This window comes from Mesobacillus sp. QJM3NY_10 (assembly GCF_056173465.1).
Window position 1 is genome coordinate 3,277,141 of the sequence record NZ_CM149675.1, and the last position, 24,841, is coordinate 3,301,981.

The window sequence follows — 24,841 nt, forward strand, 5'->3', positions numbered from 1 at the left end:
CGACGCGGCGTAAGCCGTGGGAGCAACTAGCTTCAACGAATTTACATCAATCGCCGGCTTATGACCCGAGGGGCTAGGCGCTGGAGCTGGACAATTCTCAAATATTTAGTTTGGATCCTGCTTTATTAAAAGGCTCGCGATCAGCCCGGAATCAAGCGAATGATTGTTTCGATCATTACAGTGAGAATCGGAATGGCCATGGCAAGAATGAGAATTTTTCCGCCTAATTCTATTTTTGAAGCAATAGCGCCCTGACCTGCATCCTTTGTGATTTGGGCCGCGAATTCGGCAATATAGGCGATTCCGATGATTTTCAGGATTGTTTCGACATAAACGAGATTTACCTTTGCATTAGCCGCCAGCTTCTGGATCATAGAGATGATCTGATAGATTTGATCAACAAGAAAAAGGAAGATAGCTGAGCCTGTGAACACGATTAGCAAGAATGCAAAGTTTGGCTTTTGTTCCTTGACAATTAGGGCCAGGAAAGTCGCGATCAGTGCTACACCTGTTATTTGAAGGATTTCAATGGCAAAGCCCTCCCCTACCCTTGAAATAGGAATACTGATTTAATTTTTTGAAAAAGATCATCGACAATGGAGGCAACCATGAAAAGGATGTAAATGAACCCAAACAATGTTACCCACTGGGCATATTCCTTTTTTCCCACCTGATCGAGAATAGTGTGCAAAAATGCAACGACGATGCCTACACCTGCGATTTTAAAAATAATATCCACTTCAAGACCCATCTTGTCCTCCTCCTAAACGCTATATCAGTAAGATGATTAATAGTAAGCCAGATAAAAAGCCGATACTTTTCACCATTTTTTCGTATTTCATTTGTTTTTCGCAGGCATCTGCTTCTTCTCTTTCCAGATGGGAGATCGTCAGCAGGATTTGTTTTTGCTGTGAATGCCGGTCATGCCTGCCGAGCGTCTCGCCAAATTGCTTCATGATTTCAAACTCTCCCTGTTTAAAGGCTGTCATTTTCCAGACTTCTTTCAGGCTTTCTTCCCATGCGGCTTTCACCGTTGTATCGGATTCTGTCAGCTTTTTTGAAAAAGATTCAAAGAACCAGGATAAAGGCTTAGACATCTGGGCAGCAAGCTTTCTAGAGGCATCATGCAGCGGCGTGTGACCATACATGATCTCTGCTTCCAAAGATTGCAATGCCGACTTCAGGAGCCGAAGCTGTCTTGGGCGCTCGCTAAGGTGTCTTGATGCCTCGAAACCTGTCCAAGTCGTGGCCAGGATAATTAAAATAGCGCCAATTATTTTTATCATTTATGTCACTCTCACTTTTTGGCGAATTTCTTTGCCACTTGCTTCCCTGATCGAGGTGATTGTTCCTGGGCCAGAAATTCTTCCAAGCTCCACAAATCTATCAAAAATCCCCATCTCCAAAATCGGCTTCAAAGTTGGCCTTTTTTGGATATCCTCTAGCGAATCTCCATGTGTTGTCATGATTAATTTAATTCCCGCATTAACGGCTTCAAGAATTGCTTCTCCGTCTTCTTTGCGGCCAATCTCATCAACAATCAGAACATCAGGGCTCATTGAGCGGATCATCATCATCATCCCCTCGGCCTTAGGGCAAGAATCCAGGATATCTACTCTTGGTCCAAATGTAAGTTGGGGAACCCCTTTTACACATCCTGCTATTTCCGATCTCTCATCTACAATGCCAGCTTTTAGGGGAGGCAATTTTTTATCAGGGACCCCGCTGGAAATCATTCTCGCTATATCCCTGAGCAATGTGGTCTTTCCCGTCTGGGGCGGACCAATTATCATTGTATGCTTCCAGCCATTCTGGTAAATGTATGGAAGCAACGGCTCCGCGATCCCGATTTTTTCTCTTGCTATCCTCAGATTAAAGGAGGAGATATCCCTGATTGCTTTAACAAAGCCATTTTCAAGGATTACCTTTCCTGCGAGACCGACACGATGACCTCCAGCAATGGTGATATAGCCACGCTTTAATTCTTCCTCCAGGGTATACATAGAAAAATGCCCTAGCTTGTTCAATAGCTGGACAGCATCCTCAGGCGGAATGATATACGGCAGGAATTGAGGCTTTCCTCTTACCGTTATTTCAAGCGGCCGGTTAATCCGTATCCGCACTTCTTCCATTCCATCTTTGTCATTAGGAGGCACTGCATCCAGCAATTCCGCAATTCGTTTCGGCAAAAAAGATAAGATATCGTCCATCATCGATCCTCCTGACATACGCTTACTTAATATGTATGCCTGCTTGGCCACTTTATGACCGGCAGATTCGCGAATGGTCGATAGGGAGATTTGGTTGGGTTTTTGATTAAAGACGATAATCAGCTATTTTTAGGAAAAAGCTTTGTGCTGCATCGCCTAAAACGAAATAATATGGCTTTTAATCGAAAAGAATAGTAATGAAAGGAGTTGATAAATATGAATGAGGATCACCAGAAGTTCCAGAAAGTCCAAAGAGAAGACCGTGCTTCATACCTTGGAGGCGGCAGAAGTCCAAAGGAATCACCGATGACAGATACTAAATATAACAACAAGAATGACACTGACAAAGCGCCTGGAGCTGGCGAGTAAAACATTCAGTTCCTTTTATCCATTCCATGCTTTTTTCTATGACCGTTATTTGTTTTTCAATAACAACATAGAAATAGGTAATAGAAAAGTAGTGTGGAGGGATGATGGATGGGTAATGGAATGTATACTGGCTACCGTAGCAACAGTACTGGAAATGGAAAGAAGATCACTGTTAGCGGAGAAGGTTCTGTGTTCGCTGCGCCAAACAGGGCGACAGCTACGGTTGGCGTGCGGACAGAAAATCAAAACCTGCAAAATGCCCAGTCTGAAAATGCCGAAAAATCTAATGCAATGTTAGCAGCCTTGCAAAAGCTTGGGATTTCAAAAGATGATATTAAAACGGCCGATTTCCGGATCGATCCGATTTACACCTATGAGGACGGTAAGCAATTCTTTCAGGGATATCGTGTCACACATCTTTACAGTATCACGATAAGGAATATCGCCCAGGCAGGATTGATCATCGATACCGCTGTGGAAAATGGTGCAAACGAGATCATGAACATACAATTTTCAGTTGCAGAGCCTCAGGAATTGTACAATCGGGCACTTTCAATGGCAGTGGTTGATTCATACAACAAAGCCCAAACTGTAGCTAGGACTTTAGGAATCCAAAACGCCATTTCCCCTGTCTCTATTACCGAAGAAACACAGAAAGGTTCACCAGGTCCCTTCCTGGTTGCTTCATTAGATACAAGCAGCGGGAGCGGGACGCCGATTGAACCAGGACAACTGGAAATCAAAGCCACAGTTACAGGAACATATATTGGTTAATGGCTCTTTTCTCCAAACTTTGTTGCTATTAACTACAAAATAGGATTGAATGACCTATGTTTCTTCAAAAAAATTATTATGAGAAAAGAGCTTGCACACTTAATACCGAACGAACTACAAAGTAGCTTTTTATCACGTTAAAATCGGCTTTAGGATTTTAACAACAATCTTTACGAAACCAGCCTAGTTAATAACTCTACAAAAGTCAGGCGTATTGCCTGGCTTTTTTTGTGGTATAAAGGTATAAACTGAACATGCAAACCTCAGCTGACACAATTTGTCTATATCCACTTGAATATTTTTAAGTTAAAATACCTCTATATGTATTTATTAAGGAGAGATCATCATGAAGAAATTATTTGCGGCATTTATGTTACTATTGTTGATTACCGGCTGTTCGAGCGACGGTTCCTATACTGATGTTTCAGTCGATGAGGCAAAAGAATTGATAGATAGTGGAGAAGTTCAGGTTTTGGATGTACGTACTCCTGAGGAATTCGCAGCAGGACATATTCCAGGAGCGAAATTAGTTCCATTGCAAGTCATTGAGAGCATGCTTTCGGAGCTGGATAAAGACCAAAAATATTTAGTCGTCTGCCGCAGCGGCAACCGCTCTACGCAGGCAAGCGGAATCCTCGTGGAAAATGGCTTCAAGAATATTTACAATATGACCGGCGGTATGAATGAATGGAAATTTGAGATTGAAAAATAAGAAAAAGTAAATGCACCTTGTCAGCCGAGACAAGCGACGCATATCAATTAGCATCTCGCCAAGCATGAGATGCTTTTTTCTATATAAAAAAACCTGCTTTTCAGCAGGTTTTTTTGAGTTGGGTTTAAGCACGAGATACATAAGATGCATCTGTTGTGTTGATAATGAGTTTGTCACCCTCGTTGATGAAGAAAGGAACCTGAACTGTAAGTCCGGTTTCCAATGTCGCAGACTTAGTACCGCCAGAAGAAGTGTCACCTTTGATACCTGGCTCTGTTTCTGTCACTTCAAGTTCAACAGAGTTTGGAAGCTCGACACCAAGAGTTTCGTGGCCGAATTGCATGATGTATACTTCCATGTTTTCCTTAAGGAATTTCAGCTCATACTCAATATAAGTGGCTGGCAATTCAATTTGCTCGTAAGACTCATTGTCCATGAATACGTGCTGGTCGCCGCTCGCATACAGGTACTGCATTTTACGGTTCTCGATTTGTGCTTTCGCTACTTTCTCACCGGCGCGGAAAGTTTTTTCCTGGATCGCTCCTGTACGAAGGTTGCGAAGCTTTGAGCGTACAAAAGCCGCTCCTTTTCCTGGCTTTACGTGTTGGAAATCAAGGACACGCCAAATGCCATTGTCCACTTCGATTGTTAATCCTGTACGGAAATCGTTAACTGAAATCATTATTTGTCCTCCTAATGTGTCTTATAATATGATGAGTTCCTTAGTAGAATGTGTCAGTGACTCATTATGGTCTTTCGTAATAACAGTATCATCCTCTATCCTTACTCCGCCAAGTCCGGCAATATAGATTCCTGGCTCAACTGTCACAACCATACCAGTTTCAAGGACGGTATCGGATCTGAAAGAAAGACCAGGTCCTTCATGTACTTCTAGTCCGATTCCATGGCCTGTAGAATGGCCAAAATACTCTCCATATCCTTTTTCCGTGATAAAGTTGCGTGTAAGGGCATCAGCTTCCTTGCCTGTCATTCCAGGTTTGATGCCTGCCATACCCCGAAGCTGTGCTTCAAGTACAATATCATAGATTTCCTTTAGCTTGTCTGAAGGGCTGCCTACTGCTAATGTACGGGTAATATCAGATACATATCCATTAAAATATGCACCATAATCCAGGGTTACAAAGTCCCCTGCTTCAATCACTTTGTCACTTGCTACTCCGTGTGGAAGTGCTGAACGGTAGCCTGAAGCTACAATAATATCGAATGAAGAGGATGTTGCTCCTTGTTTTCTCATGAAGAATTCCAGTTCATTTGATACTTCCAGCTCTGTCCTGCCCGGACGAATAAACTCAAGTATATGTGTAAACGCAGCATCTGCGATGGCTGCTGCTTCCTTTAATATCTTAATCTCTGAATCAGTCTTAATCAAGCGTAACTTTTCGATTTCCCCTGATACGGGCACTAATTCAGCTTCCACGCCCTTATCGAAAGTTTTATAAGCTGAATATGTAACATGGTTTTCTTCGAAGCCGAGTTTTTTGATCCCCAGGTTTTTCGCTTGTGCCGCCACTTCATCCTGAATCAGTCCTTTATGCAGGACCACCTCGTAACCTTCGCATTGTTTTGCAGCCTGCTCGGTGTATCTGAAATCCGTAATGAATAATGCTTTATCTGCACTGATCAGCACCATACCGGCAGAACCAGTGAATCCAGTCATATATCTGCGGTTGTAATCACTTGTGACCAGCATTCCATCGATGCCGAGCCTTTGAAAGCTTTCACGCAATTTTTGAATTTTTTCCATAACCTATTCCTCCCCTTTTGCTTCTCTTTTGAATGCTTCAAGCGCCAATTCATAGCCAAGAAAGCCAAGACCAGCAATCTGCCCCTTTGATACTGGAGCAATCACCGATTTGTGCCTGAATTCCTCTCTTTGATAAACATTGGAAATATGTACTTCGATAACTGGACAATTAATCCCTGCAATCGCATCCCTGATGGCATAGCTATAATGCGTGAAGGCTCCTGGGTTAAAAATAATGCCATCCACACCAGTGTCTTCAGCCTCATGGAGTTTGTCAATCAGTTCTCCTTCATGATTCGATTGGAAGCATATAACTTCAACCTGGCTTTCCACTCCAAGCTGGACCATCCGTTTTTCCAAATCCTCCAAAGTCCTGACACCGTATATTCCAGGTTCTCTTTTTCCCAAACGGTTCAAGTTTGGGCCATTGAGCATAAGTATTTTTTTCATGACAGGCTCCCGTAAAAAAAGAATGTTCAATAAGAACATTCTATCACAATTGATTTCGTTAAAACTACCAAGAGACGCTCAGGAGGTCACTTCCTGCTGATTATTCTCACTGTTGCGATTTTCATTTTCTTCATATGATATGGAATAACCAACAAAAACACCGTAAAGGACATAAAAGCAAATCGATGTGATCAACGTGTTCTTTGACAAGTCCCAGAATGGTTTAATACCAGGAAACAGCGGATTCAGCACATAGAAAACAAGGAAAAACAGTGCCAACCCGAATGCTGCACCAGCCCATATGGACTTAAGCTTTCTCATTGCTGCATAGTACAGAAGAGCCGCGCCGGTTGAAAAAAGGCCAATCGCAACAATGGATATAACCGTACCAAGCCATTGCTCCTTCCATTCTCCCAGAGCCCAGGGCTCGAGAATGACATTCGGACGGATTTCAGTAAAGTGAAAGATATAGGCTAAATATGCAAGCGCACTCCAAAAAATCCCTCCAAACAATCCGGTGATAATGCTCATCGCGATGAAAGACATTGGTTTTTCCCTTTGATTCTGTTCAAGGTTTTCTTGATTTTCTGCCATTAGTTGCACCTCCATACTTAGTATGTCCCGGACAGACCAATCAATTGCACATCTGGAAAAATTGTTGCATAGCCTGTTCTCTATATAGAGGTTTGTGCTAATTTTTAGTAAAATAAGATTAACAGAACAAGTGGCTGCAATAATAAGAAATGTGAATCTCTCGTTTAAAGCACTTTTAAAAAGGAAAAAGTAGCAGGAGAAGAGTATAAAATCGGAGAATCTGTATAAAGTAATCGTTGGCAAGTTTAAAAGCTGGGAAAATTGCTCATGATGCTAGTAGGGAGGTGGCTTTCATTGAAGAATCGTGCTTCTACGTATATTGTTTCAGGACTGATCGTTCTTGCAATCTTTGGTTTCGCCTTTAAGTTATTTACCGATCCATTAAGTATCCTTATCATGCTTGCAACAATCGCCCTGGTTGGTGCGTTAATTTATTTCCTTGTTACCCGCCTGACAAGTTCGGGTGCGGGACGGCAGCAGCAACGTGCATTCCAAAAAGCAGCAAAGCGTTCTAAAAAGCGGTTCCAGACAAAAGACGCAAATACTTCCTCTAAACGATCAAAAATAAAGTCGCTCGCATCCGCGCGCAACAAAAAGAAGGATACGTCCCACTTAACGGTCATAGACGGTAAAAAGAGCAGAAAAAAAAATCGGGCTTCGTTCTAAGCTCGATTTTTTGTGTATTATAGAGCTAATAACACCAGGATTTAAAAAACTTCTCTGCGTTCTTTTTGCCAAGATCAATCAATTCCAGCTTCTTTTCATCTGAAAGCTGGAATTCAGTAGTCAAGTTGCCTTCTGTCGGAATGAAAATGATATTCTTTTCATGTTTCCTGGAAATATATCTGGAGTCATGTGCATCCTTCATCGTCTCAAACAAAGCTTCGAACATGTTCAGGGCGTTCTTGATTTTGTTGGTAGGCTGCTGGATCAGGTTTTGGCTCAGTTTGACTCCAAGTACCGGCCTGACTTTTTTTACATTCTCCTTATCAAATAACCACATCGGAAAATTGCTTAACACTCCGCCATCAACAACGATATTCATGCCAACCCGGTCACGCAGCTTTACCGGCTCGAAGAAGAATGGAAGGCTGCAACTCATTCTGATGGCCCGTGCTACAGGAAAGTTTCTCGGGTCAACACCATATTTCGGCAGATCATCAGGGAGGATTAGCAGCCGGCCATTCGTAAGGTCAGACGCGATGATCCTTAATGCATCCGGAGCAAGATCCCCAAAAGTGCGCAGCCCTCTGGCAGCCAATATATCTCCTATCCAGCACTCCAATTCATCACCTTTATAGAGTCCCAGCCGCCAGTAAACAAACAGCCACTTAGTCAACGCAGATGGGATGACCGTTTTTCTCGAATCGAGAAATTTCTTCAGGTCGAGTTCATCCAAAAGATTGGCCATCTCTGTGCTAGTGTAGCCAGCAGCGATCAAGCCAGCTATCAATGAACCCGCACTAGTTCCGGCAACCCTTTTAAAACGGAATCCCCGTTCTTCGATTGCGGCACAGGCACCCACCAATGCTAATCCTTTAATTCCTCCGCCGGAAAAAACGCCGTCAATATACATATGAGCCACTCCCGTCGATGTAATCCCATCTTTACATCTTTAAGCGCTCTATTTATAAAATAGTACGGCGTACAAGTTATAAATTTCAGCTTTATGTGAAATATTGAATCTCGGCTTCAGGGAAAAAAGAATGGATATAACCCCGGATTGTTGACTCAAGGTCCTTTGCTTCATCGGTCTGGTACACGTACTTCCCTATCCCGTAACGTCCCCATTTATATTTTCGTTTCTCTTCATCCATTTCAAGCTTAGATTTCGGATATCGCTTTTGAATCACATTTTTTGCTGGCTTAGTGAAACGATGCTGGATAAGTTCAAAGCTTAGGCCAGTCAGATCAATTCCTTCAAGGGAATGGCTAAGTCTTTCAAATAATTCGTGATAACCCTCTCTCCAGCCTTCATGGATATAAATTGGCGCAACGATGAAGCCAAGCGGGTAACCTGCTTTTGCTACCTTTCTGGCCGCCTCCAGTCTTTCATCAAAGGATGATGTCCCAGGTTCAAAGTTTTTGATCACGTAACGGGCATTGACGCTGAAACGAAATCTTGTTTTGCCATTATGTTTTGCATCGAGCAGGTGATCGACATGATGATATTTCGTCACAAACCTTAATTGCCCATATTCCGACTCCCCGAAAAATTCGATTGTTTTCTTTAATGCGTGAGTTAAATGGTCAATTCCGACGATATCTGATGTACAAGCCGCTTCAAACCTTGTGATTTCCGGTTTTCTTTCGTCCATGTACTTTTGCGCCTGATCAAAAATTTCATCAAGGTTCACATATGTACGGATATACGGTTTGCTTCCAAGTGTCGTCTGCAGATAACAGTAATGGCAATGGCCCATGCACCCGGTAGCAAGCGGGATCGCATATTCTGCTGACGGCTTTGAGGTATCGAATTTCAATGTTTTTCTGACACCGACAACCAGAGTTGATTTCGCATTCCGGTATTGCTGCAGTTCATTCTCTCCAGGAATTCCGCGAACCTGGTTATGTGAAGTAGTCTCCCTGATCTCAAGTCCCATCTTTTCGAACTTTTCCTTCAGCTCCCGCCCAAGCGGGTACTCCAAAGCCCTTGGCTCAATGTATACAAGCTGTGGTTCAAAAGCTTTCATTTCAATTTCCTCATTTCATTCCATATAGTCAGTATTGTTAGTATGGGCAGAAATGAAAAAAGAGGATGGAAAAAATATTTCCATCCTCTTTGGGTCATATTATAAACCACATTTTAGCTGTGCGTTACAGTTAGTGCATGTATTGCAGCCGCCGATTTCTTTTACCTCACCCTTGCGGCAAACCGGGCATGTATTACCGACTTCAGAGCCAATCGTTACGTTGGTCGAACGCAATTCATTGATCGTATCAACAAGAACAACATGCTGCTTTTGTCTTTCTTTCTTGTCGATTTCCTCTTCCATCGTGTTTTCTTCGGCTTTGAGCGTCAGTACCTGTGAATCGCGGGAGCCGTCAACATAAACGGTACCGCCCTTCGCTCCGCCTTTATACAGGCGCTCATATACCTTTTCAACCTGCTCTACGCTGTAGCCCTTCGGCGCGTTGACCGTCTTGCTGATCGAGCTGTCAATCCAGCGCTGGATGACACATTGTACATCAGCATGAGCTTCAGGCGCCAATTCCATCGCTGACACGAACCAGCTCGGCAGGTTCTCAGAATCAGCATTCGGATTGCGGTCAAGATATTCTTGAACGATATCAGCCTTCACTTCGATAAACTTGCCAAGACGGCCGCTACGGAAGTAGGAGAAGCTGAAGTAAGGCTCAAGGCCTGTTGATACGCCAACCATTGTACCAGTTGATCCCGTTGGAGCAACAGTCAGCAAGTGTGAGTTACGAATTCCGTTTTCAAGGATTGACTCACGAATATCTTCAGGCATTTTCTTCATGAAACCAGTGTTCGTGAATGCCTTACGAAGTCTGTTTGTTTCTTCTTCTGTACCACCCTGAAGGAATGGGAAGCTGCCTTTTTCCTTCCCAAGTTCAACAGATGCACGGTAAGCAGATGTCGCGATTGTTTCAAATACTTTGTCAACAAGCTGGTTTCCTTCTTCTGAACCGTATTCTGTTTCACAGTAGATCAGAAGATCGTGCAAGCCCATGACACCAAGACCGACACGGCGTTCACCCAATGCTTGTTTCTTATTATCTTCAAGGAAGTAAGGAGTCGCATCGATGACATTGTCCTGCATGCGAACACCGACTTCCACAGTACGCTTCAATTTTTCAAAGTTCACTGTCTTTGTATCCTTGTCCGCCATTTCTGCAAGGTTCACAGCAGCTAGGTTGCAGACAGAATTTGGTGCGAGAGGCTGTTCCATTTTGTTATCCTAAAGGCTTTTTATCCCTTAGTTCTAACGGTTCGTTTCCCGTTAGTTCAGCATATCTTTTCAATGCTCCATCAGCATTGTTGCGGCCTCGTGGATGGATTATATTCTGCTATCGCAGGTTCACCATCTATGCGTTGCCCCTGACCTTGTTTTTACCCAAGGCCTTCGGTTCGGATTCCCATCTCAGGGTTCCCGCTTTATTCCGCAATTTTTAACGTGAGGCAAACTAAGCTGCTCTACCACACGGGTTTGTCGCTACAACCTTCTGTCCATAAGCCTGTGCGTTTGTCATGTCGTTGGCATTGTCGATGAAGAAGATGCCTGGTTCTGCTGAGTATGTCGCACAGATGTTAATCAAGTTCCATAGTTCTTTTGCTTTAATTTTTCTATAGGTTCGGACTTTATAACCGAGCTTTTCCCACTCGCGAACATCACCGATTTTATGCCATTCTTCGTTATAAACCTTCATTGTCTCAGCATCATAGCTTTCGACATCTGGGAAGCGAAGTTCATAATCTGCATCGTTATCGACTGCGTCCATGAAATCCTTTGTCAGAGTTACTGAAATATTTGCACCTGTAAGGAATTCTGAGTTATGGACGGTATAGGTTCCGCCTGTAGCAAGCTTTTCTTCAGCCGCTTTGATAATATCTGCGCTGAATCCACCGTAACCTGGGATGCTCTTATAGTTCACGATTCCCTGGTACATTGCTTCTTCCTGCAACGTCAGTGGTGTGAATTTCAACTTTTCCTTCGCCATTTTCTTGATTGATTCATCATTTGTGCTTTCAATCAGGAAGCGAAGGATTCTTGGGTTTTGCATTTTGGAAATGATGAATTCTACAATGTCAGGATGCCAGTCACTAAGCATGATCATCTGTGCGCCGCGTCTTGAACCACCCTGCTCAACTAAATGCGTCAGCTTGGCAATGTCATCTAGCCATGAGACTGATCCGGATGATTTTCCGTTTACGCCCTTGGCTAGTGTGTTGCGCGGCCTTAGTGTGGAACCGTTCGTTCCTACTCCGCCGCCACGGCTCATGATTTCCATAACCTGCTTGCGGTGCTCAGAGATGCCTTCACGTGAATCTTTTACGAAAGGCATTACATAGCAGTTGAAGTAGGTAACGTCTGTTTCCGCGCCTGCCCCATAAAGAACACGACCTGCAGGGATGAAGTTCATTGATACAAGCTCCTGATAGAACTTTTCGAACCATTCCTGGCGCTTTTCCTCTGTCTTTTCAACAGCTGCAAGCCCTGTCGCATTACGTTTTGCAATTTGCTCGTAGAATACTTCCAGCGGCTTTTCGATGACGTCCAGTGACTTTGTGATCACGCCGGTTGCTGCTTCTTCCGGGTCATCCAGCACACCGCGGAATTCTTCGTCTACAAGCACTTTGGCTGCTTTGTTCTCCCAATCAATATCCAGTATGAACCCAAGTCCCCGTGCCGGGAACTTTGGATCCTCTTTGATGGTGAGGACAACAAAATCACCATTTGATAGAGTAATTTTTTCTGTGTCTTTAAAAGTATAGCGGTCCAGCATGACTAAACGGGAGACGCCTTTGTGGGTAAGTTTCATGTCAGAGGTAATCGGGTGAACCTGCGGGAACAGCTTAATATCCTTGTTCAGGCTTTCTACATCCAGGCTCTTTTTTTGTCCAATAGTTACAGACATTTCTACAACTCCTTCTACGGTTTTAAATCTTTTCTCTAATGTATTACTAGAAGTATGTAATTCTAGCTGCATTTTTGAATTACCCTTACGTTATCATATCGAAACACCAAAAATCAATATATAGTGTATTTTTTATTTACGACAATACTATATATGGTGTTCAGGTCAAAGGATAGTGTTTTTGTCAAACATGAAAACTATTAAAAAATAGAGATATAAAGAGAGAAAGATAGAATATCTCCAGTAAATGATAAAAAACAACAAATTTTGAGGGTTGCACTTTTTTATAAATCCTCAGAGCCTAGAAAATACTGGATACAAACAAAAAAAGCGGAAAATCCGCTTTTAAATATTTTTATCTTTTAAAATTCCACTCATCAGATTCGTACTTATTTTTGGCCAGTGTATTTACATAATCCAATTCATCTTCACTTAATGTGTATGGCTCCAAAATAATTCCCAAGCCATCTTCAAAACCTTCCTTGAATGCTTTCTTCGCTTCTTCAAGATTAATCTTGCGGTTGCTGATCTCATTAATGGCAACAGCTTTTGTTTTAAAGGCCTTCTGCATTCTCTCCTTAACTCGGTCATTCGGATACTTGAATAAACTAAAAAGCTTATCCTCATCTAAATCAAGCAAAATAGAACCATGCTGAAGGATAACCCCTTTTTGCCGGGTCTGTGCGCTGCCTGCCACTTTTCGTCCCTCAACAACAAGCTCATACCAGCTTGGTGCATCGAAACAAACTGCCGACCGCGGGTTTTTTAATGCTTCTTTTTCAGAAGAAGTTTTCGGTACAGCAAAATAAGCTTCCAGCCCTAACTTCTGGAACCCTTGTAAAATCCCTTCTGATATCACCCGGTATGCTTCTGTTACCGTTTTTGGCATTTCTGGGTGTTCTTCAGTTACGATTACGCTGTATGTAAGTTCATGTTCATGCAGAACGCCCCTGCCTCCAGTAGGTCTTCTTACAAAACCAAGACCGTGCTGCTTCACAGCCTCCATATCAATTTCTCTTTCGATCTTTTGAAAATAACCCACTGAGAGTGTCGCCGGACTCCAACCATAAAAACGGACCACTGGAGGAATTTTTCCTGCACCATGCCAATCAAGCAAGGCCTCATCCAACGCCATGTTAAAAGAAGGTGAACAGTCTCCTGAATCAATAAATCCCCATACCTCTTTATTCATACAATTTTTACCCCATTTAAAATAGTTTAAAGCTAAGATTTTTTTAGTCTAACAAAATAAATTTCAAAAGCAAAGCAAGTTGATTTAAAGAAATTTAGTAATTTCCTTTGCTCTCTGACATGAAGGCTTATATAATTAAAAGTGGCTCAGCTAAGCTTGAAAGGAGAAATATGTTTTGGATACACTTATCTTTTTAATCGTCCTAACAGTTGCGGTTATTCTTTACTCTGTGTTTATGTATTTCCGCCAGAAGAAAATCCTCAAGACCCTGACAGAGGAAGAATTTATTGCAGGGTATCGTAAAGCCCAGTTAATTGATGTCCGTGAACCGAATGAATTCGCTGGTGGACACATTTTAGGCGCCAGAAATATCCCGCTTACCCAGCTTAAGACACGCCTGAAGGAAATCAGACCGGACAAGCCAGTCTACCTTTACTGCCAAAGCGGATCCCGCAGCGGACGTGCTGCACAGCTGCTTTATAAAAAAGGCTATAAGGACTTGAATCATCTACAAGGCGGATTCAAAAAATGGGGCGGCAAAGTCAAAGCTAAATAAGCAATAATCCCATAAAATTACCCCTCAGCAGGATTGCTGGGGGGTTTAGTGTTTTTTCTTAGAAATCCGTAATATTGAATAGTCCAGAGACAAAATTCATGCTAGGTTCGGACAAAACCTCTGCTTATCCACCTGGTTTTGTCCGAAGTCACATCAGGTTCAGACAAAATCTCTGCTTGTCCTCTAGTTGTTGTCCGAAGTCACAACAGGTTCGGACAAAATCTCAACTCTTCCTCTTAGTTTTGTCCGAAGTCACAACAGGTTCGGACAAAATCTCAGCTCTTCCCCTTAGTTTTGTCCGAAGTCACATCAGGTTCAGACAAAACCTCTGCTTGTCCTCTAGTTGTTGTCCGAAGTCACAACAGGTTCGGACAAAATCACAGCTCTTCCCCTTAGTTTTGTCCGAAGTCACAACAGGTTCGGACAAAATCTCAGCTCTTACTCTTAGTTTTGTCCGAAGTCACAACAGGTTCGGACAAAATCTCAGCTCTTCCTTTTAGTTTTGTCCGAAGTCACAACAGGTTCGGACAAAATCACAGCTCTTACTCTTAGTTTTGTCCGAAGTCACAACAGGTTCGGACAAAATCTCAGCTCTTCCTTTTAGTTTTGTCCGAAGTCACACCAGGTTCGGACAAAATCTCAGCTCTTCCTTTTAGTTTTGTCCGAAGTCACAACAGGTTCGGACAAAATCTCAGCTCTTCCTATTAGTTTTGTCCGAAGTCACAACAGGTTCGGACAAAATCACAGCTCTTCCTCTTAGTTTTGTCCGAAGTCTTCTAGGATACGTACACTAACAGCATCAATACAAAACAAAGCCCTGCCAATAACAAATGGCAGGACTTCTATCGTTTCGTTTCTATTCCGCTTTCTGGTAGCGCAAAATCGGCTTCCTTGCAGCTGTTGTTTCATCCATTCGGCCTACCACTGTGGAGTGTGGGGCTTCCTGTACGATCTCTGGATTCTCTTCTGCTTCCTTGGCGATCTGAATCATCGCGTCGATGAACGCATCAAGAGTTTCCTTGGATTCAGTTTCTGTTGGCTCGATCATGATTGCCTCTTCCACATTCAATGGGAAGTAGATTGTCGGCGGATGATAGCCGAAATCAAGCAGGCGTTTGGCGATATCCAATGTGCGGACGCCAAGCTTCTTCTGGCGTTTGCCGCTTAGGACGAATTCGTGCTTGCAGTGCCTGTTGAATGGCAGGTCATAATACTCTGCAAGCTTTCTCATCATATAGTTCGCATTCAGCACAGCATACTCAGTAACAGCCTTCAAGCCATCTGGACCCATAGTGCGAATGTACGTGTAGGCACGTACGTTGATACCGAAGTTGCCATAGAAAGGCTTAACCCTTCCGATTGACTGCGGGCGGTCGTAATCAAACTTATAAACGCCATCCTGCTTTGTCACGATTGGCTTTGGCAGGAATGGAATCAAGTCTGCTTTTACACCGACTGGACCAGAACCTGGTCCGCCGCCGCCATGTGGTCCTGTGAATGTCTTATGAAGGTTCAAGTGAACCACATCAAAGCCCATATCGCCAGGTCGTGCCTTGGACATAACAGCGTTCAGGTTTGCTCCATCATAGTAAAGCTTTCCACCTGCGCTGTGGACGATTTCAGCCATTTCAAGGATATTTTCTTCGAATAGACCAAGAGTGTTCGGGTTAGTCAGCATTAATGCCGCTGTATCTTCACCGACAACCTTCTTCAAGTCTTCCAAATCAACCAGACCGTTTTCATCTGATTTTACAGTGATCGTTTCAAAACCAGCTACTGTTGCGGATGCTGGGTTTGTTCCGTGAGCGGAGTCAGGAACGATTACCTTCGTACGCTTGTCGTCACCATTTGCTTCGTGATAAGCACGGATCATCATCAAGCCCGTCCACTCGCCGTGTGCACCGGCTGCCGGCTGGAGAGTCGCCTCGTCCATGCCAGTGATTTCAATCAGGTGTTCCTGCAGGTCGTACATCAATTCAAGAGCACCCTGGACTGAACTTTCATCCTGCAATGGATGCAAATGTGCAAAACCATTGAAGCGGGCAACATTTTCATTCATCTTCGGATTGTATTTCATCGTACATGATCCCAGCGGATAGAACCCGGAATCAACGCCGTGATTGCGCTTGGATAGTGCAGTGTAATGGCGCATGATATCAAGCTCGGAAGCCTCAGGAAGTTCTGGTTCTTCTTCACGAAGGAATCCTTCTGGCAAAAGCTCGGTTAAGTCTGCTTCTGGAACATCCATTTCCGGCAGGCTGTAGCCGACACGGCCCGGTGTGCTTAATTCAAAAATGAGTGGCTGATCTTCCTTATGCATTGATATCCCCCATTTCCTTTACAAACGTATCGATTTCTTCTTTTGTTCTTAATTCAGTTATCGCAACAAGCATATGTTTTTCGAGGTTGGAATCATCACGTCCAAGATCATAGCCGCCGATAATGCCTTTTTCAAGAAGCTTTTGGTTCACTTCTTTAACCGGCTTATTCAGCTTGACGACGAACTCATTGAAAGTAGGTCCTTCAAATGCGATTTCGAAGCCATTCTCTTTAAAAGTCTTTTTCGCATAATGAGCTTTTTGGATATTGGCCACAGCCATTTCACGAACGCCTTTTTTGCCAAGAGCGGTCATAGCTACTGAGGCAGCAAGTGCATTCAATGCCTGGTTCGAACAGATGTTGGAAGTCGCTTTGTCACGGCGGATATGCTGTTCTCTCGCCTGAAGCGTCAATACGAATCCGCGGCGTCCCTGGTCATCCTTCGTCTGGCCGACTAGTCTGCCTGGAACCTTTCTCATGAGTTTTCCAGATACAGCGAAGTATCCACAGTGAGGGCCGCCGAATGCTGTCGGGATTCCGAAAGGCTGGGCGTCTCCAGTTACGATATCAGCACCGAACTTCCCTGGAGGCGTCAATGCTCCAAGTGCAAGCGGGTTGCTTGATACAACGAACAATGATTTATTTTCATGTGCGATTGCTTCGATTTCCTTCATTGATTCAATGCTGCCGAAGAAGTTTGGATACTGAACGATGACAGCAGCTACTTCTTCACTTGCCATATCCTTCAGTGCTTCAAGGTCAGTTACTCCATCCTTGTGGGGTACTTCCACAACGTCAATATATTGACCTTTGGCGTATGATTTTACGACATCCTTGTATTCAGGATGGACAGCACTTGAAATCAAGACTTTCTTACGTCTTGTATGGCCTGCACTAAGCATCGCAGCTTCAGCAAGAGCTGTGCCACCGTCATACATGGATGAATTCGCTACTTCCATGCCAGTCAATTCACAGATCATCGTCTGGAATTCAAAGATTGCCTGAAGTTCACCCTGTGAAATCTCAGGCTGATAAGGTGTATAAGCAGTGTAAAACTCTGAGCGTGAAAGAACATGGTCAACAATTACTGGAATGTAATGATCATATACACCAGCACCGATAAATGAAGTATTCATTTTCAAATCGGCATTTTTCGCAGCCATCTTTGTCAGTTCTTTCATAAGAGCTGTTTCAGACTTGGCTGGTTTGATGTTGTATTCTCCGGCAAAACGGACTTTTTCAGGAATATCGCTGAACAATTCATCGATCGATGAAACGCCGATGCTTTCCAACATTGCGTTTTTATCACTTTCAGTCAGCGGTAAATAGCGATGCTTCATAACTTTTTCCCCTCTCCGGCTTTTACTTTTTATCTCTTTTATAAAAAGGTGTAGCTGAAACAGCAGCTTTTAAGCGTTTTCCGCGGATTTCAACTTCCACTTCATTACCTAACTCAGTTTCTTTTGCATCAATTAGTGCAAGACCGATATTTTTCTTGAGCGTCGGGGATTGCGTGCCAGTCGTGACTTCGCCAATCTGAGTATCACCTTTGTAAACGGGATAACCATGGCGCGGGATTCCCCTGTCGATCATTTCTATACCTACAAGCTTCCTAGGCAGACCATTTTCTTTTTGCTGTTTAAGCGCTTCTTTTCCAATGAAATCAGCTTCCTTATTTAGCTTTACAGCAAAGCCTATTCCAGCTTCAAGCGGGCTGATTTCAGATGAAAGCTCCTGGCCGTATAATGCCAGATTTGCTTCAAAACGGAGTGTATCCCTGGCACCAAGACCACATGGGATGACTCCCTCTTCTTTGCCTGCTTCAAGGACTTCATTCCATAGGCTCACAGCATCCTTTGAATCGCAGTAAATTTCGAATCCATCCTCGCCTGTGTATCCAGTGCGTGATACAAGCGCTTTCTTGCCGTTCAAGTCAACTTCCTCACTGAACTTGAAGAACCCGATTGAGCTTAGTTCATGACCTTTCGCAAGCTTTTGAAGGACTCCCTCAGCAAGTGGTCCCTGTAGCGCAAGCTGTGCCATGCCTTCTGACAGGTTCTCGATTTTTACATTGCCTTCAAGATGGTCCTGCAGCCAATCGAAGTCTTTTTCGATATTGGAAGCATTCACAACAAGAAGATAATGCTCATCCTCGAGTTTATAAATTAACAAATCATCGACAGTACCACCGGTCTCGTAACACATTGCTGTATATTGGGCTCCGCCATTTTTAAGTTTTGAAACATCATTCGTCATCATCTTTTGTAGATAGTCCAGACTATCGGGGCCTTTCACCTCGATTTCTCCCATATGGGAAACATCGAATAGACCAGCTTTTGTCCTAACTGCTTCATGCTCTTCCTTGATGCTTGAAAATTGGACCGGAAGCTCCCAGCCTCCAAAATCAACCGTCTTCCCACCGTATTCCTTGTACACTTCAAATAGCGGTGTTCGTTTTAACTCAGTCATTATGTATCCCCCTTCGTCCTATAGCTAAAAAAATCAGTTTACAAAACGCGTTTTAGATTCAGCCAGAATTGGTACTGGTTCCCCCAACGTCAATGAAGCCATAAAAAAGGACAGAGTACCCCCTCTGATTCTGAGAAGGTCTCTGTCCTTTCACCTGAAAGTTTACCTGTTAAGGCTTTCCCCTTTGGTGGCTCCCACTAATAAAGCGCTCTCCAGAGATGCGTCAAACAAGAGTTCTTTTGCCTGAGAGATTCACAAAGTTTGCTTGCTCCTTCGGCGCTACGTAAGTAGTCTCTCCCCTTGTTGTCATCCGCATTTATATTATTTTCACAATTGGGCATGCTAGACGTTATTACACATGTCTGTAAACTGACTATTTAAGACTATAAAATGACAAATTTCAAAACATTCAAAAGCTAACTTCATCCTACCATTAGAGAGCCAATTTCGGCAATATATTTATACTTTAAAAGAGGTGGATAAAATGACCGTTCAAATTAACTTTGATTCTTCTTGGCAGGACGAGATGGCTGAAAGAATTGAGAATGACGGCCCATGGGGAAATTGGGAGCTCTATAAGCTTGCCGTTGAGATAGAAAAGCATACTATTATCCCGGAATTCGAGGGACTTCAGGCACCGGCGCATCTGCCAGAACTCACTCCTTTGCCACATCAGCTGGAGGTAGCGAAGCAGGTCGTTGAGAACATGAACGGAAAAGCAATACTGGCTGATGAAGTTGGTCTGGGAAAAACAATCGAGGCTGGATTGATTTTAAAAGAATACATGATCCGGGGTCTGGTCAAAAAAGTATTGATCCTTGTTCCTGCATCCCTTGTCTCACAGTGGGCCATGGAGCTGAATACAAAATTCCATATCCCCGCCATTGCCCAGAAGAAAAGTTATGTATGGGAGCAGTGTGATGTTGTCGTATCTTCAATCGACACGGCGAAACGGGCGCCACACAAGGATATCATCAACAACTTAAATTATGACCTTATCATTATCGATGAAGCTCACAAGCTAAAAAATAACAAAACAAAAAACTATGAATTTGTCCAAAATCTTAAGAAGAGATTTTGTCTTCTGCTGACAGCGACACCGATACAAAACCGAATTGAAGAAATTTTCAATCTCGTTTCACTCTTAAAACCAGGACATCTGGGCAGTGAATCGGTGTTCTATGATATGTATAAGAAGGATGCCAGATCTGTTAATGATGATGAACACCTTAGGGAACTGGTCAATAAAGTGATGATCCGCAACAGGCGCTCTGATACGGGAATCGAATGGACTAAACGCCATGTAGAGACCATTCCTATCCACTTCTCCGAAGAAGAACGTGCACTGTACGATTCGGTTCAATCATTAAGAGGTTCAGAAGCCGGTCTCAGCTCCAGCCAATTCTCGTTAATGACACTTCAACGGGAAGCTTGCAGCAGCCGGGAAGCCGTTTTCTATACACTCAGAAATATGCTACAAAAGCAGGAAAACCCCTCTGTCGGTTTCCAGAATACTATCGCCCAGCTGATCAAACGAGTAGAGGCCGTAACGAAGAATTCTAAAGCCGAAAAAGCGCTTGAATTAATAAAGCAGATTGATGACAAAGTGATCATTTTTACCGAATACAGGGCCACTCAGCTATACCTTCAATGGTTTTTGAAGCAGCATGGCATCACTTCTGTTCCCTTTCGAGGAGGATTCAAACGCGGCAAAAAAGATTGGATGAGGGAGTTATTCCAGAAGAATGTCCAGGTTCTGATCGCAACAGAAGCTGGCGGTGAAGGAATCAACCTGCAATTCTGCAGCCACATCATCAACTTTGATCTTCCCTGGAATCCGATGAGACTCGAACAAAGAATTGGGAGGATTCATCGCCTTGGGCAGGAGAAAGATGTAAAAATATATAATTTCGCGACAAAAGATACGGTTGAAGAACATGTCTTGAAACTGCTATACGAAAAAATCAACCTGTTTGAAAAAGTCATCGGTGAACTTGATGATATTCTCACGAAAATGGAATTTGGCAATATCGAAGATCATTTGACCGATATTTTCGGAAAATCAACTTCTGAAGGTGAGATTCGGATCAAGATGGAAAACCTGACATCGATGATCCAGTTCGCAGAGGAAATGAAGGAGGGAAATCAGCGTGCAGCAACAGGAAATCCATAATTTTCTCGATAAATATTTTACCGCAAATAACTGTGAATTAATGGAGAATGACAAAGGGTATATGACCGTCCAGTTAACTGTTGATCTAGACAAGGAATTGATGAACCGCCCGTTTTACTGGCATTACCTAGAGAAAACCGGCGGCGTTCCCAATCCAATGAAGCTGACCTTCATTACCAATAAACAGAAGGCACCAGACGATATCAAAGGTGAGGTCATCCACTTTGGGTCACCTCGCCTTCATCAAATCTTTGCATCGACAAAAAATCTTGCCGGATATATACGGTTATATCAAAATAACCAATATCCTACACAGACACCGCTTATACCTTGGATAGGGTTGAATATGAAAATATCGTATCAATGTGACAGGAAGCGGGATGTTTTCCATTCGGTCGGCCTGCAGCTGATCAACGGAATGATGGTAGAAGACTTTCATGACAAAATATTGAAGCTGCCGCTGAATTCAAAAATTCCGGATTATGCTTATACTCTTTCTCCATTAATAAAGCCAAAAAGCGGTGTAAACAGGATTCAGTCTTTTTTGACAACAAGGGTAGAGCAAGAGGATCATACCTGGGCAGAAGAGGCAAGAAAACGCTGGCAGAAGGACCTGGCATTGCTCCATCACTTTTATGAAGACGAGGAAGAAGAGTCTGATAGCTTTAAAACCGAAAAAGCTGCCTTACAGGAGCAATATGAACCGAAGGTAAATATAGAAATCGTCAACGGCGGATTATTTTATTTAACAGAAAATGCTTTATGAGTAATTCCTCTGCAAAGAACAAAAAGCGCAAGCGCCTCGTTCAGCCCCGACAAGCGCTGGAGGGCCTGACAGTGAAGTCGTTCTTTGACTTCATTGGCAGGATCGAAGCGTCTCGAGGGGCTAGGCGCTGGAGCTGGATTAAGACACCCACATGTTGTTATCCACACAACAAAAATGATTTTATATTTTCCTATACAACAAAAACAAACCCGGCTATCGCTTTAGCCGGGCTTTCCAATTATTTGTTCTTTTTCTTTTTTATGCTCGACATCAACATGAACGGCAGGATGCCAAACCACCTGAACAAAAAGGTAGCTTCTGCTTCTTTTTTGGCCTGTTTCATCTTCCTGCGCTCTTCCTTCGGTTGGTCAATATATTTCACAACAGTCTGGGTAAGGTATTTAACATAATCATTTGTTTTCATGGTTACACCATCCTTCATACGTTAACAAGTATAACCATGACTTACTTTTTCATACGCTGGATGATTTCATCTGTGATTATTGAAACTGATTTACCAGATGCATCGACCTCAATATTTGCCGCCTCTCGATATAATGGAAGCCTGAGGTTGTACAGTTTTTCAGCAGCTTCCATATTGTCTTGACTTAATAACGGCCTCGTATCGTCATCTTTCAGCCTCTCCCTAATGGTGCTGAAATCCGCATTCAGGAAGACCACATTCATTTTTCCTTTTAAGAACAATCTGTTCTTTTCCGAGCCAATAATTCCTCCTCCAGTGGAAATAACGGCATCACCTAAAGGCATAGAATGTAAAACTTCAGACTCCAGATGACGGAATTTCTCTTCACCATCAATTGCAAAAATTTCATTTATAGTCTTACCGGCCAACTTGACAATCTCCCGGTCTGTGTCGTATACAGCTATTTCCAGCTTTTCGGCCAATTCCTGTGATACGGTAGTCTTGCCAGACCCCATGAATCCAATTAAATATATAGTTTCCATATCTCTTAATCACCCGTCAGTTCTTTTCTCTCCATCTTACCATCGCACCAGTAACCTTGTCATATTGGCCAATTCCAAGAGCTTTCTCCCCACTGTCAAGCTTTAGATTAAAGGTCACTTCCTCCACACTTCCTGATAGAGCTTGTTTTTGAAATGTAACATTTCCAAACTCATAGTTCATAATTCCTGAAGCTGGAAAAAATCCATACCGCAGCATGGCCTCAGCCTGTTTGACCGAACAAAGCATATAGTATTCTTGCAGCCGTATCGTCTCTGTTTCTTTCGCAAATCTTTTCCCTGCTAGATAATTCTCTGTCAGTATCAGCAAATAAAATGAAATCAGGAGCAAAAAGATCATTGATAGCGGATAAACAAAACCTTTTTGATTTATGGCTCCACACCCCCGGTTTGATAAAATTGGTGGATCCTAACCGAATAATCCTTTCCTTGTACATCCTTAGCTTTTATCTCTACACCATCAGCTATCTTGCCAAAGCTGAAGCTTGATAGATTTTGCACCAAGATTTCATGCCCCTGGTAATTCACCCTTCTCCGCATGCTTGAAGCATATTTTTCATAAAGAATGAATTGTCCATCGACCTTCATCAAAAGCTTGTCAGTTTGGACAGTCAACTGTTGTGCTGATCGGATTTCCTTTTTTACCTGACTGTTGAAGACCTCCCACTCCATCCTCCTCACTACAGTATCAGCAACACGGTGATCAAGGATAATTTTCATACCTAACGGCAGCATCGAGGCGATCAGCAAAAAGAGCAGAACAGATAAAAGCATCTCCACCATGGTGAAGCCTCGTTCACTCAGAGGCAGCACATTTTTCATATTTTTCCCGAGCGATATCATAATGAATACAAACCTCCCATGAAGAATCTTCCTCAATCTTGGTGACCACGACTTCATACTTGTCTCCATTTTGTTCAATGAATCTTCTGCCGGAATCAGTTCCTGTAATTTTTACATACATCAGTTCGTCATATAACAAATTGATGGCTGTTGCCTTTTTTTCAGACTCCACTGTCTGGTTGATGACATGAATGGCAATCGGAAGCAATATTGCACTACCCATTAAAAACGCAGCCAGAGATAGCAGCATTTCACTGAGAAAAAATCCATCATTCCTCCAAAACATAGAACCTGCCCTTTCCAATCTGGATCATCAACTTGTATTTTTTCGAACCTGCAGTGACATATATAGACCCGAAGCTATCAATGTTCCCATCCGGCATGTAGTGAAATAATAGATTCATCGTCCCTTTTTTCACCTTGATTTCGGATGAATAATGTCTCTGGGCCAAATACGGAGCAGCATAATCCGTTCCGCGGATATAGTAATAATTATTTTCCGGCATGATATGGACAGTAATTGTTTCTTGATGGGAAATCGCATATTGCTGGCTGTATAGAAGGTCGGATTTTAATTGTGAAAAGAAAAGATCCTTCTCAAGCATGTCCTTATGCGGTGAAAACACGAAGGCTGATGTGAGGGAAAGCATCAGGAAGGCTGAAAGCACAATCAGCATTTCGACCATTGTAAAACCGCCAGAGTGGTTCATGAGCCAGAGTCGGTGCTAGCCGACTTCTTCTGCACCACACCATCTACAATTTCTATTAGGGTTCCATCTGGACAAGCGGCATCTTTATCCTTTAAGTAACCTCCCGTCTTGAGGAGCTCAATGGTAGGAGTCTCATTTTCATCTATTTTGTACGCCTGTACCTGTGCCTCGACCATCTTCATATAAGCCTCGCAGCCTTTGGTATTGATATTAGAACTATGTGAAGATATATTGGGGACTGTAATAATAAGAAGAACGGAGATAACGAGCAAAACAATCATCATTTCTATTAAAGTAAAACCCTTTTGATTTTTCATCATGTATTCTCCTTTATTATTTCGCATTAAGAAAATG

Annotated in this window: 28 protein-coding genes, 2 pseudogenes and 1 riboswitch; of the genes and pseudogenes, 7 read left to right on the plus strand and 23 right to left on the minus strand. The window is 43.0% G+C overall.

Translation table 11 applies throughout. The annotated features are described in order from the left end of the window. Positions 1–140: 140 nt before the first annotated feature. Genes spoIIIAD through spoIIIAA form a run of 4 tightly spaced genes read right to left on the minus strand, consistent with a single transcriptional unit; the run spans position 141 to position 2,210 of the window. Positions 141–530 carry a stage III sporulation protein AD gene (spoIIIAD, locus tag AC0VX7_RS16540; RefSeq protein ID WP_173401223.1) on the minus strand — a complete coding sequence of 130 codons (390 nt, stop codon included), beginning with the start codon at positions 528–530 and terminating at the stop codon, positions 141–143. 14 nt (positions 531–544) lie between these two features. Next, the gene (gene spoIIIAC, locus AC0VX7_RS16545) at positions 545–751 is read right to left on the minus strand and encodes a stage III sporulation protein AC (protein ID WP_009794945.1); all 207 of its coding nucleotides are present in this window, start codon (positions 749–751) and stop codon (positions 545–547) included. Between the two features lie 19 nt (positions 752–770). Then, complete coding sequence (spoIIIAB, locus tag AC0VX7_RS16550) at positions 771–1,286, minus strand: stage III sporulation protein SpoIIIAB (RefSeq protein ID WP_215036970.1); 516 nt, start codon at positions 1,284–1,286, stop codon at positions 771–773. Then, positions 1,287–2,210 carry a stage III sporulation protein AA gene (gene spoIIIAA / locus AC0VX7_RS16555; protein WP_215036969.1) on the minus strand — a complete coding sequence of 308 codons (924 nt, stop codon included), beginning with the start codon at positions 2,208–2,210 and terminating at the stop codon, positions 1,287–1,289. A 216-nt stretch (positions 2,211–2,426) separates the two neighbouring features. Here spoIIIAA and AC0VX7_RS16560 point away from each other — a divergent pair, with 216 nt between their 5' ends. From AC0VX7_RS16560 to AC0VX7_RS16570, 3 genes are all read left to right on the plus strand, one after another. Beyond that, positions 2,427–2,579, plus strand: a complete 153-nt coding sequence (locus AC0VX7_RS16560) for a hypothetical protein (protein ID WP_215036968.1) — start codon at positions 2,427–2,429, stop codon at positions 2,577–2,579. Positions 2,580–2,687: 108 nt separating this feature from the next. After that, entirely contained in the window at positions 2,688–3,353 is a 666-nt protein-coding gene (locus AC0VX7_RS16565; protein WP_475425089.1) for an SIMPL domain-containing protein, read from the plus strand. Positions 3,354–3,699: 346 nt separating this feature from the next. After that, positions 3,700–4,065 carry a rhodanese-like domain-containing protein gene (locus AC0VX7_RS16570; RefSeq protein ID WP_475425090.1) on the plus strand — a complete coding sequence of 122 codons (366 nt, stop codon included), beginning with the start codon at positions 3,700–3,702 and terminating at the stop codon, positions 4,063–4,065. 124 nt (positions 4,066–4,189) lie between these two features. Here AC0VX7_RS16570 and efp read toward each other — a convergent pair whose 3' ends face one another. The 4 genes from efp to AC0VX7_RS16590 form a co-directional block, all read right to left on the minus strand. Further along, positions 4,190–4,747: an elongation factor P gene (gene efp / locus AC0VX7_RS16575; protein WP_215036965.1), complete on the minus strand. Its 558-nt coding sequence runs from the start codon at positions 4,745–4,747 to the stop codon at positions 4,190–4,192. A gap of 21 nt (positions 4,748–4,768) precedes the next feature. Further along, positions 4,769–5,830, minus strand: a complete 1,062-nt coding sequence (locus tag AC0VX7_RS16580; protein WP_475425091.1) for a M24 family metallopeptidase — start codon at positions 5,828–5,830, stop codon at positions 4,769–4,771. Between the two features lie 3 nt (positions 5,831–5,833). Further along, positions 5,834–6,280 (minus strand): type II 3-dehydroquinate dehydratase, encoded by a 447-nt coding sequence (gene aroQ / locus AC0VX7_RS16585; RefSeq protein ID WP_475425092.1) that lies wholly within the window; start codon positions 6,278–6,280, stop codon positions 5,834–5,836. Positions 6,281–6,358: 78 nt separating this feature from the next. After that, positions 6,359–6,874 (minus strand): YqhR family membrane protein, encoded by a 516-nt coding sequence (locus AC0VX7_RS16590; protein ID WP_215036962.1) that lies wholly within the window; start codon positions 6,872–6,874, stop codon positions 6,359–6,361. Positions 6,875–7,168: 294 nt separating this feature from the next. Between AC0VX7_RS16590 and AC0VX7_RS16595 the strand changes: the two genes are divergently transcribed. Next, complete coding sequence (locus AC0VX7_RS16595) at positions 7,169–7,540, plus strand: SA1362 family protein (RefSeq protein WP_215036961.1); 372 nt, start codon at positions 7,169–7,171, stop codon at positions 7,538–7,540. Between the two features lie 25 nt (positions 7,541–7,565). On the opposite strand, the gene AC0VX7_RS16600 is transcribed toward AC0VX7_RS16595, so the two are convergent. The 5 genes and pseudogenes from AC0VX7_RS16600 to AC0VX7_RS16620 all read right to left on the minus strand — a co-directional run bounded on the left by AC0VX7_RS16600 (position 7,566) and on the right by AC0VX7_RS16620 (position 13,667). After that, entirely contained in the window at positions 7,566–8,450 is an 885-nt protein-coding gene (locus tag AC0VX7_RS16600) for a patatin-like phospholipase family protein (RefSeq protein ID WP_475425093.1), read from the minus strand. Between the two features lie 91 nt (positions 8,451–8,541). Beyond that, on the minus strand, positions 8,542–9,567 hold the full coding sequence (gene splB, locus AC0VX7_RS16605) for a spore photoproduct lyase (protein WP_475425094.1): 1,026 nt from the start codon (positions 9,565–9,567) through the stop codon (positions 8,542–8,544). A gap of 99 nt (positions 9,568–9,666) precedes the next feature. Further along, positions 9,667–10,785, minus strand: a pseudogene (locus AC0VX7_RS16610) (vitamin B12-dependent ribonucleotide reductase); the annotation flags it as partial. Between the two features lie 253 nt (positions 10,786–11,038). Beyond that, a pseudogene (locus AC0VX7_RS16615) lies at positions 11,039–12,475 on the minus strand (vitamin B12-dependent ribonucleotide reductase); the annotation flags it as partial. A 355-nt stretch (positions 12,476–12,830) separates the two neighbouring features. After that, entirely contained in the window at positions 12,831–13,667 is an 837-nt protein-coding gene (locus tag AC0VX7_RS16620; RefSeq protein WP_475425095.1) for a lipoate--protein ligase family protein, read from the minus strand. Positions 13,668–13,902: 235 nt separating this feature from the next. On the opposite strand from AC0VX7_RS16620, the gene AC0VX7_RS16625 reads away from it, so the two are divergent. Next, positions 13,903–14,223 carry a rhodanese-like domain-containing protein gene (locus AC0VX7_RS16625; protein WP_180321303.1) on the plus strand — a complete coding sequence of 107 codons (321 nt, stop codon included), beginning with the start codon at positions 13,903–13,905 and terminating at the stop codon, positions 14,221–14,223. A gap of 856 nt (positions 14,224–15,079) precedes the next feature. Here the strand turns inward: AC0VX7_RS16625 and gcvPB are convergent. From gcvPB to gcvT, 3 genes are read right to left on the minus strand one after another with little or no spacing between them, the layout of a single operon-like run. Then, on the minus strand, positions 15,080–16,543 hold the full coding sequence (gene gcvPB / locus AC0VX7_RS16630) for an aminomethyl-transferring glycine dehydrogenase subunit GcvPB (RefSeq protein WP_475425096.1): 1,464 nt from the start codon (positions 16,541–16,543) through the stop codon (positions 15,080–15,082). Next, positions 16,536–17,882 (minus strand): aminomethyl-transferring glycine dehydrogenase subunit GcvPA, encoded by a 1,347-nt coding sequence (gcvPA, locus tag AC0VX7_RS16635; protein ID WP_475425097.1) that lies wholly within the window; start codon positions 17,880–17,882, stop codon positions 16,536–16,538. Before gcvPA ends, gcvPB begins: the two co-directional genes overlap by 8 nt. A 22-nt stretch (positions 17,883–17,904) precedes the next feature. Further along, a complete protein-coding gene (gene gcvT, locus AC0VX7_RS16640; RefSeq protein ID WP_475425098.1) occupies positions 17,905–19,011 on the minus strand; it encodes a glycine cleavage system aminomethyltransferase GcvT in 1,107 nt (368 codons plus the stop codon). Between the two features lie 221 nt (positions 19,012–19,232). Beyond that, positions 19,233–19,321: riboswitch (glycine riboswitch) on the minus strand. Positions 19,322–19,495: 174 nt separating this feature from the next. Here gcvT and AC0VX7_RS16645 point away from each other — a divergent pair. Together AC0VX7_RS16645 and AC0VX7_RS16650 are read left to right on the plus strand one after the other, a co-directional pair. After that, positions 19,496–21,184, plus strand: coding sequence for a DEAD/DEAH box helicase (locus AC0VX7_RS16645; RefSeq protein ID WP_475425099.1), 1,689 nt, complete (start codon positions 19,496–19,498; stop codon positions 21,182–21,184). Then, positions 21,162–21,950: a YqhG family protein gene (locus AC0VX7_RS16650; protein WP_475425100.1), complete on the plus strand. Its 789-nt coding sequence runs from the start codon at positions 21,162–21,164 to the stop codon at positions 21,948–21,950. Before AC0VX7_RS16645 ends, AC0VX7_RS16650 begins: the two co-directional genes overlap by 23 nt. Before the next feature lie 238 nt (positions 21,951–22,188). Here AC0VX7_RS16650 and AC0VX7_RS16655 read toward each other — a convergent pair whose 3' ends face one another. From AC0VX7_RS16655 to comGC, 7 genes are read right to left on the minus strand one after another with little or no spacing between them, the layout of a single operon-like run. Continuing rightward, complete coding sequence (locus AC0VX7_RS16655; protein WP_023627343.1) at positions 22,189–22,374, minus strand: YqzE family protein; 186 nt, start codon at positions 22,372–22,374, stop codon at positions 22,189–22,191. A 41-nt stretch (positions 22,375–22,415) separates the two neighbouring features. Beyond that, the gene (locus AC0VX7_RS16660) at positions 22,416–22,916 is read right to left on the minus strand and encodes a shikimate kinase (RefSeq protein WP_475425101.1); all 501 of its coding nucleotides are present in this window, start codon (positions 22,914–22,916) and stop codon (positions 22,416–22,418) included. A gap of 16 nt (positions 22,917–22,932) precedes the next feature. Further along, entirely contained in the window at positions 22,933–23,244 is a 312-nt protein-coding gene (gene comGG, locus AC0VX7_RS16665; protein ID WP_475425102.1) for a competence type IV pilus minor pilin ComGG, read from the minus strand. Between the two features lie 59 nt (positions 23,245–23,303). Further along, positions 23,304–23,846 carry a competence type IV pilus minor pilin ComGF gene (gene comGF / locus AC0VX7_RS16670; protein WP_475428183.1) on the minus strand — a complete coding sequence of 181 codons (543 nt, stop codon included), beginning with the start codon at positions 23,844–23,846 and terminating at the stop codon, positions 23,304–23,306. Continuing rightward, positions 23,731–24,063: a hypothetical protein gene (locus AC0VX7_RS16675; RefSeq protein WP_475425103.1), complete on the minus strand. Its 333-nt coding sequence runs from the start codon at positions 24,061–24,063 to the stop codon at positions 23,731–23,733. Before AC0VX7_RS16675 ends, comGF begins: the two co-directional genes overlap by 116 nt. After that, positions 24,047–24,487, minus strand: coding sequence for a competence type IV pilus minor pilin ComGD (comGD, locus tag AC0VX7_RS16680; RefSeq protein ID WP_475425104.1), 441 nt, complete (start codon positions 24,485–24,487; stop codon positions 24,047–24,049). The genes AC0VX7_RS16675 and comGD overlap by 17 nt, the downstream gene beginning before the upstream one ends. Beyond that, positions 24,484–24,804: a competence type IV pilus major pilin ComGC gene (gene comGC / locus AC0VX7_RS16685; RefSeq protein ID WP_475428184.1), complete on the minus strand. Its 321-nt coding sequence runs from the start codon at positions 24,802–24,804 to the stop codon at positions 24,484–24,486. The genes comGD and comGC overlap by 4 nt, the downstream gene beginning before the upstream one ends. Between the last annotated feature and the right edge of the window lie 37 nt (positions 24,805–24,841).